Below are 15300 nucleotides of genomic sequence, written 5' to 3' on the forward strand. Positions count from 1 at the left end.
GTCATCGCGAGCAAGCTCGCTCCCACAGGGAACGCATACCGATCAGAACAACGCCAACAGATGGCCGCCCAGGAACAACTGGTCGATCCAGAATCCCTGGTGCAACACCACGATGAACCAGAACACCACTTGAAACGACACTTTGCGGGTCTTGTGGCGAAACACCTGCTGGGCCAGCAATGCGCCCGGCCAACCACCGGCGAGTTCGACCGCGTGCAGGATGTTCTCCGGCGTGCGCCAGGCATCGGCGCGTGCCTTGCGCTTGTCGCTCCAGTAAAGCAGGAACGCCACGGCACTGACGACTCCGTAAGCCGTCATGGGCACCCACGACTCGCCCCGCAATCCGAGCAGCAGCGAGCCAAAAAGCGGCAACGCGCACAGAATCGCAAATACCGTCAACTTGAGGCACAGGTTCTGCACGGCCCCGCCGGTGTTACGTGCGACTCGCCTGGCCGATTCGTTCAAGGCTGGGCAGCCGTCCAGTCGACCCAGCCGAATTGCCAGGTCGCCAGGATCAACAGGCCGAACGCAATCCGGTACCAGGCGAACACCGCATAACTGTGGCTGGCGATGAAGCGCAGCAGGCCCTTGACCGCGATCATGGCGAAGATGAACGCGGTGATGAAACCGATGGCAAACACCGGGAAATCCGCCGGGACAAACAGCTCGCGGTATTTATAACCCGAGTAGACCGCCGCGCCGACCATGGTTGGCATGGCCAGGAAGAACGAGAATTCGGTGGCGGTCTTGCGCGACAGGCCGAACAGCAGGCCGCCAATGATGGTTGCGCCGGAGCGCGAGGTGCCGGGAATCATCGCGATGCACTGGGCCAGGCCGACTTTCAGCGCATCCTTCCAGGTCATGTCATCCACGGTTTCGGCGTGCACCGTGTGCTGGCGCCTCTCGGCCCAGAGCATCACCAGACCACCCAATACCAATGCGGTGGCTACCGTGATCGGGTTGAACAGGTAATGGTGGATCCAGTCGGCAAGCAGTACGCCCAGTATCACCGCAGGGAAAAACGCGATCAGCAGGTTGGCGGTGAAGCGGCGAGCGCCGGGCTGGGTCGGCAGGCCCAGCACCACGTCGAAGATCTTGCGCCGAAACTCCCAGACCACCGCCAGGATCGCACCGAGCTGGATGATGATGTTGAACGCCATCGAGCGTTCCCCACCGAATTCGAGCAAGTCGGCGACGACGATCTGGTGCCCCGTACTGGAAATCGGCAGGAACTCCGTCAGCCCTTCTACCACGCCAAGAATCAATGCCGAAAAGGCCGTCCACAAATCCATTCATCCCCCAAAAAAGCCTGTCGTTTCAGGCCTTGTCGCTATTCAAATGTTACGCAGGTGCACGCAGCGGCTGCACGATAACCGCGACCTTGCAAAAAAAACCAATGAAAAATCAGAAGCGACTCAGGTTTTGCGCTGCGGGGCCGAAATCCTATCAGACAAGCCCTGATAACGCTGCCGCGTTATGACCCAGGTCAATCGCGCGTAGACGTCGAGCGTTAAAGTGCCGCCGTCGTTAATGACAAGAATAAAAACCGGAGTGACAGCGTATGAATAGCTTGCGCAGTGTATCGATCAGCCGACGCCTGTGGCTCATCCTGGTCGTGGCCATCGTGATGTTGTTCACGCTGGGCGCGTTCATGCTAAAGCAGATCCACATCGATCTGTATCAGGCCAAGGTGCAGAAAACCCAACATGTAGTGCAGACCGCCAGCGGCGTACTGAGCTATTACCATGGCCTGGAGACCGCCGGTACCCTGACGCGCGAGGCGGCGCAGAAGCAGGCGCTCAGCGCGGTGCGCGGCCTGCGTTATGACCACAATGACTACTTCTGGATCAATGACCTGGCGCCGGTCATGGTCATGCACCCGACCAACCCGAAACTTGAAGGGCAGAATCTTTCGGCCATCCGCGATCCGAACGGTTTTGCCCTGTTCAACGAAATGGTCGCCATCGCCAAGGCCAAGGGCGCCGGCATGGTCGATTACCTTTGGCCCAAGCCGGGCGCCGAGGCACCAGTGGGGAAAACGTCCTATGTGAAGCTGTTCGAGCCTTGGGGCTGGATCATCGGTTCGGGCGTGTACGTGGATGATGTACAGGCGGAATTCCAGTCCCAGTTGATCAAGGCTTCCTTGATCGGCTTGGCGATCACCTTGTTCATGGGCCTGCTGTTGACCCTGATCGTACGCAGCATCGTCCGGCCCTTGCAGGAGACAGTCAATGCCATGGCCAACATCGCCAGCGGCGAGAGTGACCTGACTCGCACCCTCGATACCCATGGCCAGGACGAAGTCACGCAATTGGCCAGGCACTTCAATGCCTTCACCGCCAAGCTGCGCCAGGTGGTGGGTCAGTTGCAGGTTTCAGCCAGTGAGTTGGGGCAATCGTCCAGCGACCTGGGCAACGACGCCGCCCAGGCCCAGCAGCGCAGCCAGCAACAATCGCAACAGATGGAGCTGGTAGCGACCGCCATCAACGAAGTGACTTATGGCGTGCAGGATGTGGCGAAGAATGCCGAACACGCCGCCAGCGAAATGCGCGACGCCGAATCCCAGGCCCAGCAGGGCCAGGTGAACATCGACGGCAGCCTGCAGCAGATCGACCGGCTCTCCCAGACCATCGACCAGGCCGTGGAAGTGATCCGCACCCTGGCCAGCGAAAGCACCCAGATCGGCAGCGTGCTGGAAGTGATCCGCTCGATTGCCGAGCAGACCAACCTGCTAGCGCTCAACGCCGCCATTGAAGCCGCCCGCGCCGGCGAGCAAGGTCGCGGTTTTGCCGTTGTGGCCGACGAGGTGCGCCTGCTGGCCCAGCGTACGCAGAAGTCCACCGCTGAAATCCAGGCGATGATCGAACGCCTGCAAAATCATTCCGAAGCCGCGGTGAAAGTCATCAGCGACAGCAGCCGTGCCTCGCAACTGACCATCGAGCAGGCCGGACTGGCCGGCGCCAGCCTCAACGCCATCGGCCAGGCCCTGCGCAACCTCAACAGCCTGAACGCCTCCATCGCCAGCGCCACCCTGCAACAGGCGCATGTGGTTGAAGACATCAACCAGAACGTCACCCAGGCCGCTGGGCTGTCCCACAGCACCGCCATGGCCGCGGAACAGTCCAGCGTGGCAAGCGCCCGCCTCAAAGGCCTGAGCGAACAACTGAACGGCCTGCTCAAGCAGTTTCGGGTCTGAGGCTGGTGGTCCCACAGGGGTTTGTGTTGGCCCCAGATTTGGTGCCCACCACAAAACGCCCTGTGGGAGCGAGCCTGCTCGCGAATGCAATAGCACATTCAGCACTGATGCAAGCTGACCCGCCGCCTTCGCGAGCAGGCTCGCTCCCACATTGGTTTTTGTGTTGGCCCTGGATTTAGTGCCCACCGCAAATCCCCTGTGGGAGCGAGCCTGCTCGCGAATGCAATAGCACATTCAGCACTGATACAAGCTGACCCGCCGCCTTCGCGAGCAGGCTCGCTCCCACATTGGTTTTTGTGTTGGCCCTGGATTTAGTGCCCACCGCAAATCCCCTGTGGGAGCGAGCCTGCTCGCGAAGGCGGTAGCACAGCCAGCACCAGGATTGGAGCTCCGCCCGCCATAACGTTTACAATCCCCGCCCTCTTCGTCTTCCCCAAGGAACCGCCATGTCCGGGCTTGAACTGTTTGCCGCAGCCCTCGGCGTGATCGCTGTCTGGTTGACCGTCAAGCAGAATCCCTGGTGCTGGCCGATCGGCCTGGTCATGGTGCTGCTGTACAGCTGGTTCTTCTTCGACGTGAAGTTGTACTCCGACATGCTCTTGCAGATGGTCTACGCCATCCTGCAACTGTATGGCTGGTGGCAGTGGACCCGCGCCGGACACAATCACCATGGTCGGCAGGTGACGTATCTGGGTACGCCGTCAGTACTGTTCAGCCTCGCCATCGGTGCGACGGGCAGTCTGATGCTCGGGGCGGCCATGGCGCATTGGACCGACGCCGCCCAACCCTGGCTCGACGCGGCGCTGACCGGTTTCAGCCTGGTGGCCCAGTGGTGGATGGCGCAAAAGCGTGTGCAGTGCTGGCCGCTGTGGATCGTCCTGGATGTGATTTTCGTCGGCCTGTTCGTCTACAAGGGCCTGTACCTGACCGCCGCGCTTTATGCGCTGTTCACTCTGCTGGCGGTGCAAGGCTGGCGGGAATGGCGCGCCGACCCGGCCCTGCGCACATGAAAGTAGTGGTACTGACCGGCCCGGAATCCAGCGGCAAAAGCTGGCTGGCCGGGCAACTGCAGACGCATTTCGGTGGTTTGCGGGTGGACGAATACGTGCGCCACTTCATGGAGCAAACCCAGCGTGATACCTGCCTGGCCGACATCACCGATATCGCCACCGGGCAACTCGCCTGGGAAGACGCGGCTCGCGCCCGGCAGCCGGCGCTGCTGATCCTCGATACCCATCTGTTGAGCAATATCCTCTGGAGCCAGACCCTGTTCGATGATTGCCCGGATTGGCTCGAACCCGCCTTGCTGGCGCGCCATTACGATTTGCATCTGCTGCTCAGCCCCGAGCAGGTCGAATGGGTCGGCGACGGTTTGCGCTGCCAGCCGGAGCTGGCAGAACGGATGAGGTTTTTCGAGACCATCAGGGACTGGCTGGTTCGCCACCAACAACCGTTCCTGTTGATTGAAGGCGACTGGGAGCAACGGCGCGAGCAAGTGTTCGCGGCCGTTGCGCGGCTCCTCCAGGCCTGAGGTTGTTTCATCGTTGAAACATCATTGATGCGCCGAGCCCGGATTCAAAGCCACTCCGATCCGTTGCGACCCTGACTGTAAAGTCACTGATACACCGCCCTCCGATGCCTGGATCCGGAGCCCAGCGGCAGCGGCGGGCCGTTGCGGGCCGCGAGCCTGTCTCAGCGATGAAACAGGTCCCGCCAACGGATCTGCGCCCTTCTCACAAGCTATTGAATCCGAAGTCTTTTCCAAACACGGCACAACACCTGCTCTTCCCTTCGCAGCGCTGACTAGGGCCAGCGTCCAGCGAAGAAGGAATCGATGTCATGGGGACTTCCAACAGAAATCTGACCTGTCTGTTGTTGATCGGCTGCGCCATCGGTGCGACGACGCTCAGTCTGCCGGCCCAGGCCGAGGGTAACGGTGTCATCGTACTCGACCGTGACGTGCAACCGGTTCATTTCGGTCGCAATGGCGGCAAAGACCCCTACCCGACCACCGTCAATGCCAATCCGTCCGTCCGGATCAACCAGGCGACCGCCAGTACCGAGCTCAGCGACGGCGAATTTGCCGGTGTCGCCAGCGGCTCGACAATCCGCAACACCATCACTGCGAACACCGGCGTGCAGGGCGTCAATGTCGTGACCAACCCCAACGGCATGCCGGGCATGAGTGCCGGCCACGGTGGCGGCAGCGGTGGCGCCATCTCGGGCACCATCAACCGCTCGCTGAGTTCCGGCCTGGCCCCTCTGGGTCGGTTGGCGGGAGGACAGTGAGATGAATCCAACCTGGCTCAGGGTTGCCCTGCTCGGCAGCTCCACCGTGCTCGCCGCCCCGGGCGTGGCGGTGGTCAACCAGGCCGACCTGGAAAATTCCGGCGGTCGTTACACCGGTAATTTCAACGTCAACCAGGCGGCCGGCGACCAGACGCAGCAGACCAACACCCGTGCCATCGCCATCGGCACCGATGCCCACGCAAGCACCGTCGTGCACCAGCGCCTCGATACGCCGGCCAACCCGTCGATGAACGCGAGCGCGCGTATCGGCGGCAATTCTTTCACCAATGGCAACGGCGTACTGGGCGTCAACCAGTCCGCCGGGGCCAACAACCAGATGGCCAATGTCATGCGAGTGGGCATCAGCGCCCAGCCGCAGAGCATGGACGACAGTGCCCTTTCCCAACAGAACGTGGCGCTGGTACCGAACTCGGGAGCAACTGACACCCCAACCGGCAGTCGCCAGGTCGCCACCAGCGACCAGGCCTTCACCGGCAGCCGAGGGGTGATCCAGGTGAACCAGAGTGCCGGGGTGGGGAACCGCATGGCCAACACCCTGAGCATCCGGGTCGCAGACTGACCCGGCGCAGTGGATAAGAACGTACCGACACTTAACCAACGACACGCAAGGAGAAACACCATGAAACCTACAATGGCGCTCAAACCATTGGTTTTCGCTCTCGCCGCTGTCATGGCAATGGCTGCGCAGGCCGGCGGAAACGGTAACGGCCACGGCAACCACGGCCCTCAAGGGCCAACGCTGGATCAGTTGCTTTCCATCAGCGCCGGCGCAGGGGCCACGGTGCTGGACGAGCAGAACAGCGATGGCAACGTGGTGACCAACCAGGCCACCCGCAACACCGCTGAAGCCACTGATTCGCTCAACGGCAGCAACGGCAACATGGGCGCCAACATCGCCGCCGGCGACGGCAACCAGCAAGACAATGCCGCCGCCCTGGCCACCGCCGACGAAAGCTTCATCTTCGGCTCGGCTGTCGCAGCGTCCAGCGCCACACAAGTCAATAACAACAACTATGTGAAGAACAACTCGACGCAGAACAACGCCTCGCTCACCAGCGCGGGCAACAACGGCTCCGGCAACATCGGCATCAACGTGACCGCCGGCAACTTCAACCAGCAGAAAAACAACCTGGCCATCGCCGTATCGGGCGGTCGTGTCGCCCAGGCTTCCGCCGCGGCCGACCAGTCATCCACCGGCCTTGTCGTCGACAACAAAGGCGTGCGGACCTACAAGACCGACACCCTCACCAGCACCTCCGAGGCTTCCGGCACCTTCAAGGCCAAAGGCACCGGTACCGTCGAGGATGACGGCGGCTGGGGCAACAAGGGCGGTTACGGTGGTGGTCACGATGACGACAAGTTCAAGTTCTCCGCCGTGGGCACTTTCGAACTTGCCGGCAGCAATACCCAACAGGTGCTGACTCGCGACGGCTGGAAAAATCCGGTCTACAACAACGCCACCATGACCAACTCCATGAACGGCTTCTCCGGTAACGGCGGCGCCAACGTGTCGGCGGGCGTGGGCAACCAGCAAAGCAACTCGCTGTCGATTGCTGCCGGCTGCAAGGCTTGCATGTAAAAAAGTACCACTGTGGGAGCGAGCCCTGCTCGCGAAGGCATTGGATCAGTGACCTTTGTGTTGCCTGACACACTGTTATCGCGATCAGGCTCGCTCCCACAGGGGCTTTTCCCTGGGTATCACTAGGCGTATCGACCATGCGTGCGACTGCCCTTTGCCTGTTGGTTTTGCTTGCCGGCTTGACCGAAGCCGCGCAGATGCCGGTCGCCGCCCTGCCTGGCGGCATGCTGGTGTACAAACCCGTGCAAAGCGTACGCGAGCGCAAGTTCAGCGACATCGTCGAGCAGAAGACCGATTTCAGTTGTGGCGCCGCGGCGCTGGCCACTGTGTTGCGCCAGGCCTATTGGCTGGACGTCGACGAAGAACATGTCATCAAGGGCATGCTGGTCAATGCCGACCAGGATCTGGTCCGCACCCAGGGTTTTTCCATGCTGGACATGAAGCGCTACGTGGAAACCATCGGCATGCGCGCCCGCGGCTATCGGATACCACCGGAAAAACTCGCCGCGGTGACGATCCCGGTCGTGGTCCTGATGGAAATTCGTGGCTACAAGCACTTCGTGGTATTGCAGCGGGCGGACAAGCGATGGGTGTATATCGCCGACCCGGTGCTGGGCCACAAACGCTACGCCCATGACGAATTCGTAAAAGGCTGGAACGGCATTGTCTTCGCCATCGTCGGCCCCGGCTATGACAAGACCAACGCCTTGCGCAGCCCTCCGCAACCTCTGACAGCGCGCAACAAGCTGGACGGTTTTAATCCGGTCAAGGACGCGGAACTGATGGATTTCGGCTTCATCCAGAGCGACTTTTTCTAATCGCCGAACAACTGCCAATAAAAATACAAAAGGAGCAGGACGCTCCGGGAGCAACAGATGAAACGCTCATACTGGCTCACGCTGGCCTGCCTGGCCGCAACGACGTCGGGTCTTGCCCACGCCGGTTTCAAACCCATCGAAGTCCAGGACCAGGAGCTCGCCGAGCTGCGCGGTCGCTACGTCATGCCCGGACGAGTCATCAGTTTTGGCATCGTCATGAGCAGCACCTGGCGCAACGCCAGTGGCGACCTGATCGGCGCTTCCAGTTCCATGCAGATCCAGGCTGCAACGGTCAAACCGCAGTTCTACGTCTCCACGATCAAGCAGATCGGCAACGGCAGCGCCCCGGAACAGGGTGGCGGCACGATCACCGGCGGCGCCGGTCTCGGCTCGGGCCAGGGCGTAACCCAGAGCGTGCGCGCCGCGGGCGACGGCAACAGCGCGTACAACGATGTCAGCATCAACGTGAAAGAAAGTAGCCAGGCACCTGCCCTGGCGCCCGCCCAAGGCCAATTGCTCGACAAGGGCCAGACCATCAGCGGCAGCAACGCCGCCGGCAGCGTGGCGGTCACCGCCACCGGCAGCGGCGTGCAGATGGCAATCCAGGCCAACCACAACCAGGGGAGCACCCTGCAACAGGTGGCCCAGGGCGGCTTGCTGCAAAACACCCGCCTGCTGGGCAACGGCAACCTGGTCAACAACATGACCCAGCTCAACGTGGTGCTGAACAGCAACGGCCCCAGCGCCGGGGCATTGGACTGCAACCTGACGCAGCTGCGTGGCCTTCGAAACCTCGGATATTGAACTACGCTGATCTCCGATCATTGGGCTAACTAGGGACGGCATATTTCATGTATCGATCCGTATCGTTGCGCGCTGTGATGTGTTTAAGCACGATGTTTCCGGCGACCGTGCTGCAAGCGGCACCCGACGCGGACATCGAGGCCCTGAAGCAAGAACTTCTCGAGCTCAAGCAACGCTACGAGGTCCAGCAAAAAGCCCTGGCGGTACTCGAACAGCGAGTCCGCCAGGTCGAGGATCAACCCGCCGCCCCGCCGCCCAAGCGCCTGGCCAAATCTCCCGCCGACATGAAAGGCAACCAAGGCGTGGCCGGCAGCGGCGCGGCAACGGCGGGTGGCAGCGGCTACGGGCAGTCCCTGGCCGACGACTCGCAACCGGCCCAGAGCGTCTCCAACCTGTATGACGAAGCCAGCGGCTTTTTCGGCGGCGGCAAATTCAGCTTCGAAACCGGCGTGACCTACTCGCGCTACGACACCCGGCAACTGATCCTCAACGGCTTCCTGGCCCTGGATTCGATTTTCCTTGGCAACATCAACCTGGACCGGATCAAGGCGGACACCTGGACCCTGGACCTTACCGGTCGCTACAACTTCGACAATCGCTGGCAGTTCGACCTCAACGTGCCGGTGATCTACCGCGAGTCCACCTACCAGTCCGGTGGCGCCAACCAGGGCGCGGCCGGCGTCACCAGCGAAGAAACGGTGACCCGCGACCCCACCATCGGCGACGTCAATTTCGGCATTGCGTACAAGTTCATGGATGAATCGGTCAACAGCCCGGACGCGGTGGTGACCCTGCGCGTCAAGGCACCCACCGGCAAGGACCCGTTCGGCATCAAGCTGCGCCAGTCTCAGGCCAACACCAACCTGTTCGTGCCGGAAGACCTGCCCACCGGTAACGGCGTGTGGTCGATCACGCCCGGGATATCCCTGGTCAAGACCTTCGACCCGGCAGTACTGTTCGGCAGCCTGTCCTACACCCACAACTTCGAAGAGTCGTTCGACGACATCAGTTCCACCGTCAACCAGGAAGTGCCAGGCAAGGTGCGTATCGGCGACAGCTTCCAGATCGGCGCCGGCATCGCCTTTGCCTTGAACGAGAAGATGAGCATGTCTTTCTCGGTCTCGGACCTGATCCAGAAGAAAAGCAAGCTCAAGCAGGACGGCGGGGACTGGGAATCGGTGGTCTCCAGCGACGCCAACGCCGGATACTTCAACATCGGCATGACGGTGGCCGCCAGCGACAACCTGACCATCGTGCCCAACCTGTCCATCGGGCTGACCGACGATGCGCCGGACTTCACCTTCAGCCTGAAATTGCCGTATTACTTTTAAGGCAGGTCCCATGTGGGAGCGAGCTTGCTCGCGATGAAGCCCTCTCAGCCAGCATTAATGTTGACTGGAGGACCGCTATCGCGAGCAAGCTCGCTCCCACAGGTTTTGCGCAGGCGCGGCTCTAACGAATCTGATGCTTGTGCAACAACCGATAGAACGTCGGCCGCGACACGCCCAGCACGCGGGCCGCCACGCTGAGGTTATCGCTGTGGCGGTTGAGCACATCGCTCAACGCCTGGCGCTCGGCGCGGGTCTTGTAGTCTTCCAGGGTACCCATCGGTGCGGCGACGCCCTGCTGGCCGACAAGGCCAAGGTCGCGGGCCTCGATCTGCCGCCCTTCGGCCAGCACCAGGCCGCGACGGACGCGGTTGGCCAGCTCCCGCACATTGCCGGGCCAGTCGTGCATGCCCATCGCTACTAGCGCGTCCTCGCTGAAACTGCGCGGCCGGCGACCGGTTTCGTGGCTGTAGAAATGGGCAAAGTGGCTGGCCAGCATCGACAGGTCGCCATGGCGTTCGCGCAGCGGTGCCATGAGCACCTGCAAGACGTTGAGGCGGTAATACAGGTCCTCACGAAAACGCCGATGCTCGATGGCCGCCTCCAGGTCGACATGCGTCGCCGCAAGCACCCTCACATCGACGGCAATCGGTTGGCTGCCGCCTACACGCTCGATGTGCTTTTCCTGCAAAAAGCGCAGCAGGTTGGCCTGCAGCTCCAACGGCAGATCGCCGATCTCATCGAGAAACAACGTGCCGCCATGAGCGGCTTCGATCCGTCCGATCTTGCGTTGATGAGCGCCGGTGAAAGCACCCTTCTCGTGGCCGAACAGCTCGGACTGGATCAGGTGCTCGGGGATCGCGCCACAATTTATGGCAATGAACGGCTTGTTACGCCGGTGCGATTGGCAATGCAGGGTGCGCGCGACCAGCTCCTTGCCCGTGCCGCTTTCACCACGAATCAATACCGGCGACTCGGCGGGGGCCAGCTTGCCCAATAATTTGCGCAGCTCGCGAATCGGCTTGCTGTCGCCCAGCAGCTCATGTTCAGGCTGATTGATGTGAACCGCGCCCCGCCCCCTCAACCGCGCCATGCCGAACGCCCGGCCCAATGTCACCTGGACGCGGGAGACATCGAACGGCAAGGTATGGAAGTCAAAAAACCATTCGCAGACAAAATCGCCGACGTTTTGCAGGCGCAGCACTTCCTGACTGAGGACGGCGATCCACTCGGCGCCGCTGCGGCGAATCAATTCCTTGACGGCCTCGGGACGCTCCAGGTGAAAAGGCTGCAGGCGCAACAAGCCGACGTCACACGTCCGGTCGCTGGCGTGTTCCAGGGAGCAGCTGTCGACGTCCCAACCGATTTCGCGCAGGCCCGGTAACAGGCGATAGCAATCATCGCAGGGATCGACCACGAGCAGACGACGCAACGCACTGGTTTCAATCACGACTGATCCTTGGCGCCAAAATAAGGAAATATGATTAGAAACAGGCGTTTGGCGAACCTGCATGTAACAGTAGCAAGAACTTGACACTTGCTTGTATCGATTAGTTATCAGGACATCAGAGAACCGGTTATAAGCGGGCGTTTCGTTAGTTCACCTCGCGGCGAATCTTTCATCCGCCTTTCAAACAAAAGTCCGAAAGCCTGGTCTGAAAGAAAATCGAAATTTATTCATCGATTGTGTGACCTGCTCCCGGGTTCGGGACATCAGTACAAGTAACCAGCCGCACGGTACGCCCAACCGACGGCAGATCATTTGATTGGGCACTATTGAGAGATAACGCCATGAACGCCCCGCTCCGTATCAACGAAGCTCTTTTGATTGCCGACCGCGCATTCCGTCCTTTCCAATGCGTGGCCTGGGCCCCCCAAGACGGTAACGGCGAACTGAGCCTGACCGTCATCGACCGCACCAACACCCACATTGGCCGTACCCAGATCCCCAGCAGTGCCTATACGGACCCGGCGCAACTTGCCGACCTGTTGAAGCAGGCCCGTGCCGAGTTGAGCCAGGAAGGTTACAAGCTGCAATCGTGGTCCATGCCTGAATAATGCCCTGACAAGCCGGTTGTTTATTTGCCGGCTTGGCATTGGATTGCAAAGCCATTGTTCAGGCACGAATAGTCTTCGTGCCTGCAGGACCTGACAGTTGTGCACTGTCTGTTTCATGGATTGAATGTTGCTCTCATGCTAACACCGCCTCTTTATCCAGGCCGGTCGATGCGCAAGGAGAGCCACGCATGCCCGTTCAATCCGCATTTGCACTCCCTATACCCCGGGTTCAGGCCGGGTGCCTCGATACAGGCTTTGCCGACGGTGGTAAAGCCTGGGTTCGTTTTCCAGGAAATACCTCGACACTCACCACCGGATTGGCCGTTGACCATGCCGGCCGAATCTTATTGGCGGCGCGGGTCATGACCGCCCAAGGCAGTCGTTTCGGTCTTGCCCGGCTTACCCCGAACGGCATGATCGACAGGGACTTTGGCATCAACGGCTACGTGATCGACGCGTTTGCACCGGGCTGCGTAGCCACCGCGGGCAAGGTCACCGAGCTGCGCGACGGTAATATCCTGTTATCCGGCCTGCACTACGAAAGCGCCGACAATACCCTCCCTGCCCTGGCGCTGTTCGATCCCCACGGTCATGCCGTCCATGGTTTTGGCGATGCCGGGCGACAAGTCGTGCGACTTTGCGGCAACCTTTCCCAGGGCATGCGCGATCCTTGGCTACCGCCCGGCGTGTCTGGGGTCGAAGCCTGTGACATGCGCGTACAGGCCGATGGCAGGATATTCATCCTGGCCAACCATCACTTCCGGACGTCCGATCACGTTGGCGTGTTGATTCGATTATTGCCGGACGGCTCATTGGATGACTCGTTCAACCATCGTGGTTTCGTGATGGTTCGGCGATTGTTGAAAAACAGCTGGCTGAGCTGCCTGGCCCTGCAGGCCGACGGCCACATCGTCGTAGGCGGTGCCATCGATTGGCCCCAGCGCGGCCTGATGGCTCGCTACGACGCCTGCGGCCAACTCGACGAGCGCTTCGGCGACGGCGGTTTCCTGTCCTTCACGGCCCAGGGACGCAGCGTGATGGTCAGCCAGGTCGTTGAAAACGCCAACGGCGATCTGCATGCTTTTGGCGGCAGTCGCGACCCCAAGCATTGTCTGTCGGTGTGCATTCCCAGGGACGGCCAACCGACGCCGGACAACGCCGAAAACCAATGCCGCCTCCTGGCAATCGGCAACCATGCCAGCCAGTGGACGGCCGCCCAGCTGCAGGCAGATGGAAAAGTCGTGACGGCCGGCGCAACCATCGGCGGCATCGACGCCGACTTCATCCTGGCTCGACACCTGCCGGACGGCAATCTTGATCCGGCGTTCGGCCAGGGCCAGGGTTGGCTGCGCACCCGACTGGGTTACAGCCTCGATACCGCGACGGCCGTGGCGGTGCAGGCCGACGAAAAAATACTGGTGGGTGGGCATTCATTACAGGGCACCTCCAGGGCCGTGTTGACGCGGTACAGCGCCTGATTTCCGACCTTTCGGCTAGCGGTAACAAGTCCTACGCTTGATATTCCTCATGGCTTACGGCAAGTTGCGCGCTTCTAAATAAAAGGAGCAGCCAATGTCCGGTCAAATGGCTCAAGCTTTTGCGCACAACTTCCTGGGGCATTCTCCACGCTGGTACAAAGCGTGCATCATCATTTTCCTGATTCTCAATGCGTTGGCGTTCTTTACGCTGGGCCCGGTCGTCGCCGGTTGGATGCTGGTCCTGGAGTTCATTTTCACGCTGGCCATGGCCTTGAAATGCTACCCGCTGATGCCTGGCGGGCTGTTGGTCCTGCAAGCCGTGGCGCTGGGCATGACCACGCCAAAAGCGCTATACGACGAACTGGTCCACAACTTCCCGGTCATCCTGTTGTTGATGTTCATGGTGGCCGGTATCTACTTCATGAAGGACCTGCTGCTGTTCCTGTTCTCGCGCCTGCTGTTGGGTGTGCGGTCCAAGGCGGTATTGGCCTTGATGTTCTGCTTCCTCTCGGCGTTCCTGTCGGCATTCCTCGATGCGCTGACCGTGACGGCGGTGATTATCAGCGCCGCGGTGGGTTTCTATGCGGTGTACCATCGCGTGGCCTCGGGCAATGACCCGCGCCAGGACAGCAGCGTAGATGAAGACCATAACCTGCCGTCACTGCACCATCAGGACCTGGAACAGTTCCGGGCCTTCCTGCGCAGCCTGCTGATGCATGGCGCCGTGGGCACCGCGTTGGGCGGCGTATGCACCTTGGTGGGCGAGCCGCAGAACCTGCTGATCGGCCATGAAATGGGCTGGCACTTCGTCGACTTCTTCATCAAGGTCGCGCCAGTGTCGCTACCGGTGCTCGTGGCCGGGCTGGCGACTTGCGTGGTGCTGGAGAAACTGCGCTGGTTCGGCTATGGCACGCTGCTGCCAGATAATGTCCGGGCGGTATTGGCCGATTATGCCGAGGAAGACAACCGTGAGCGCACCGCACGCCAGCGTGCTGCCCTCATCGTCCAGGGCCTCGCGGCGCTGCTCCTGATCGTCGCCCTGGCCCTGCACATTGCCGAGGTCGGCCTGATCGGCCTGGCAGTGATCGTCCTGATCACCGCCTTTACCGGAATCACTGACGAGCACCGACTCGGCAGCTCATTCAAGGACGCCATGCCGTTCACTGCGCTGCTGGTGGTGTTCTTTGCGGTGGTCGCGGTCATTCATGACCAGCAGCTGTTTACACCGCTGATCCAATGGGTCCTGGCCCTGCCGGCCGATCAGCAGCCCGGCATGCTGTTCATCGCCAATGGCCTGTTGTCGGCCATCAGCGACAACGTCTTCGTCGCCACCATCTATATCACCGAAGTGAAACAGGCCTTTGTTGCCGGCCACATGAGCCGCGAGCAGTTCGAGACCCTGGCGGTCGCCATCAACACCGGCACCAACCTGCCCAGCGTCGCCACGCCCAACGGCCAGGCGGCGTTCCTGTTCCTGCTGACGTCGGCCATTGCCCCGCTGGTTCGCCTGTCCTATGGCCGCATGGTCTGGATGGCGCTGCCTTATACCGTGGTGATGGGTAGCCTGGGCTGGTATGCGGTGACTTACTGGCTGTAACGCCATGACTGAATGGATATGGCTTCGTGGCGAGGGAGCTTGCTCCCGCTGGGCCGGTCCGACGCCTCGGGTGCAGCGGCCCCCCTTTTTTGCGGTCGCTTCGCAACCGAGCGGGAGCAAGCTCCCTCGCCA

General features: G+C 61.1%; 15 protein-coding genes. 12 read left to right on the top strand and 3 right to left on the bottom strand.

The genetic code is table 11. The features are described 5' to 3' along the window. Positions 1-42 precede the first annotated feature (42 nt). Both J3P97_RS15055 and J3P97_RS15060 read right to left on the bottom strand, forming a co-directional pair. Complete coding sequence (locus J3P97_RS15055; RefSeq protein WP_434672120.1) at positions 43-465, bottom strand: DUF1294 domain-containing protein; 423 nt, start codon at positions 463-465, stop codon at positions 43-45. After that, the gene (locus tag J3P97_RS15060; protein ID WP_305500687.1) at positions 462-1292 is read right to left on the bottom strand and encodes an undecaprenyl-diphosphate phosphatase; all 831 of its coding nucleotides are present in this window, start codon (positions 1290-1292) and stop codon (positions 462-464) included. The genes J3P97_RS15055 and J3P97_RS15060 overlap by 4 nt, the downstream gene beginning before the upstream one ends. A 269-nt stretch (positions 1293-1561) precedes the next feature. Between J3P97_RS15060 and J3P97_RS15065 the strand changes: the two genes are divergently transcribed. From J3P97_RS15065 to J3P97_RS15105, 9 genes are all read left to right on the top strand, one after another. Then, positions 1562-3196, top strand: coding sequence for a methyl-accepting chemotaxis protein (locus J3P97_RS15065; RefSeq protein WP_434630597.1), 1635 nt, complete (start codon positions 1562-1564; stop codon positions 3194-3196). Positions 3197-3642: 446 nt separating this feature from the next. Then, entirely contained in the window at positions 3643-4206 is a 564-nt protein-coding gene (pnuC, locus tag J3P97_RS15070; protein WP_434672121.1) for a nicotinamide riboside transporter PnuC, read from the top strand. After that, a complete protein-coding gene (locus J3P97_RS15075; protein WP_434672122.1) occupies positions 4203-4727 on the top strand; it encodes an AAA family ATPase in 525 nt (174 codons plus the stop codon). The genes pnuC and J3P97_RS15075 overlap by 4 nt, the downstream gene beginning before the upstream one ends. A gap of 308 nt (positions 4728-5035) precedes the next feature. Then, on the top strand, positions 5036-5485 hold the full coding sequence (locus tag J3P97_RS15080) for a hypothetical protein (RefSeq protein ID WP_434672123.1): 450 nt from the start codon (positions 5036-5038) through the stop codon (positions 5483-5485). A gap of 1 nt (position 5486) precedes the next feature. Beyond that, the gene (locus J3P97_RS15085) at positions 5487-6065 is read left to right on the top strand and encodes an adhesin (RefSeq protein ID WP_434672124.1); all 579 of its coding nucleotides are present in this window, start codon (positions 5487-5489) and stop codon (positions 6063-6065) included. 60 nt (positions 6066-6125) lie between these two features. Continuing rightward, positions 6126-7085 carry a heme utilization protein gene (locus J3P97_RS15090; protein ID WP_434672125.1) on the top strand — a complete coding sequence of 320 codons (960 nt, stop codon included), beginning with the start codon at positions 6126-6128 and terminating at the stop codon, positions 7083-7085. 137 nt (positions 7086-7222) lie between these two features. Next, positions 7223-7903 (top strand): C39 family peptidase, encoded by a 681-nt coding sequence (locus tag J3P97_RS15095; protein WP_434600967.1) that lies wholly within the window; start codon positions 7223-7225, stop codon positions 7901-7903. Positions 7904-7960: 57 nt separating this feature from the next. Next, complete coding sequence (locus J3P97_RS15100) at positions 7961-8707, top strand: hypothetical protein (RefSeq protein WP_434672126.1); 747 nt, start codon at positions 7961-7963, stop codon at positions 8705-8707. A gap of 47 nt (positions 8708-8754) precedes the next feature. After that, positions 8755-10038, top strand: coding sequence for a hypothetical protein (locus tag J3P97_RS15105; protein WP_434573842.1), 1284 nt, complete (start codon positions 8755-8757; stop codon positions 10036-10038). Positions 10039-10159: 121 nt separating this feature from the next. Here the strand turns inward: J3P97_RS15105 and J3P97_RS15110 are convergent, their stop codons facing one another. Beyond that, positions 10160-11485, bottom strand: coding sequence for a sigma 54-interacting transcriptional regulator (locus tag J3P97_RS15110; RefSeq protein ID WP_434672127.1), 1326 nt, complete (start codon positions 11483-11485; stop codon positions 10160-10162). A 341-nt stretch (positions 11486-11826) separates the two neighbouring features. Here J3P97_RS15110 and J3P97_RS15115 point away from each other — a divergent pair, with 341 nt between their 5' ends. The 3 genes from J3P97_RS15115 (at position 11827) to nhaB (ending at position 15168) form a co-directional block, all read left to right on the top strand. After that, positions 11827-12093, top strand: coding sequence for a hypothetical protein (locus J3P97_RS15115; protein ID WP_030142711.1), 267 nt, complete (start codon positions 11827-11829; stop codon positions 12091-12093). 188 nt (positions 12094-12281) lie between these two features. Continuing rightward, a complete protein-coding gene (locus J3P97_RS15120) occupies positions 12282-13571 on the top strand; it encodes a hypothetical protein (RefSeq protein WP_434672128.1) in 1290 nt (429 codons plus the stop codon). Positions 13572-13665: 94 nt separating this feature from the next. Further along, entirely contained in the window at positions 13666-15168 is a 1503-nt protein-coding gene (nhaB, locus tag J3P97_RS15125; protein ID WP_434600970.1) for a sodium/proton antiporter NhaB, read from the top strand. Positions 15169-15300: the final 132 nt, after the last annotated feature.

The organism is Pseudomonas sp. R1-15 (assembly GCF_051132085.1).
Lineage (GTDB): Bacteria > Pseudomonadota > Gammaproteobacteria > Pseudomonadales > Pseudomonadaceae > Aquipseudomonas.

Coding starts and splice junctions, on each gene's coding strand:
- nhaB (WP_434600970.1), top strand. CDS start 13,666: ATGTCCGGTCAAATGGCTCAAGCTTTTGCGCACAACTTCCTGGGGCAT.
- J3P97_RS15085 (WP_434672124.1), top strand. CDS start 5,487: ATGAATCCAACCTGGCTCAGGGTTGCCCTGCTCGGCAGCTCCACCGTG.
- J3P97_RS15080 (WP_434672123.1), top strand. CDS start 5,036: ATGGGGACTTCCAACAGAAATCTGACCTGTCTGTTGTTGATCGGCTGC.
- J3P97_RS15060 (WP_305500687.1), bottom strand. CDS start 1,292: ATGGATTTGTGGACGGCCTTTTCGGCATTGATTCTTGGCGTGGTAGAA.
- J3P97_RS15075 (WP_434672122.1), top strand. CDS start 4,203: ATGAAAGTAGTGGTACTGACCGGCCCGGAATCCAGCGGCAAAAGCTGG.
- J3P97_RS15115 (WP_030142711.1), top strand. CDS start 11,827: ATGAACGCCCCGCTCCGTATCAACGAAGCTCTTTTGATTGCCGACCGC.
- J3P97_RS15105 (WP_434573842.1), top strand. CDS start 8,755: ATGTATCGATCCGTATCGTTGCGCGCTGTGATGTGTTTAAGCACGATG.
- pnuC (WP_434672121.1), top strand. CDS start 3,643: ATGTCCGGGCTTGAACTGTTTGCCGCAGCCCTCGGCGTGATCGCTGTC.
- J3P97_RS15065 (WP_434630597.1), top strand. CDS start 1,562: ATGAATAGCTTGCGCAGTGTATCGATCAGCCGACGCCTGTGGCTCATC.
- J3P97_RS15095 (WP_434600967.1), top strand. CDS start 7,223: ATGCGTGCGACTGCCCTTTGCCTGTTGGTTTTGCTTGCCGGCTTGACC.
- J3P97_RS15090 (WP_434672125.1), top strand. CDS start 6,126: ATGAAACCTACAATGGCGCTCAAACCATTGGTTTTCGCTCTCGCCGCT.
- J3P97_RS15120 (WP_434672128.1), top strand. CDS start 12,282: ATGCCCGTTCAATCCGCATTTGCACTCCCTATACCCCGGGTTCAGGCC.
- J3P97_RS15100 (WP_434672126.1), top strand. CDS start 7,961: ATGAAACGCTCATACTGGCTCACGCTGGCCTGCCTGGCCGCAACGACG.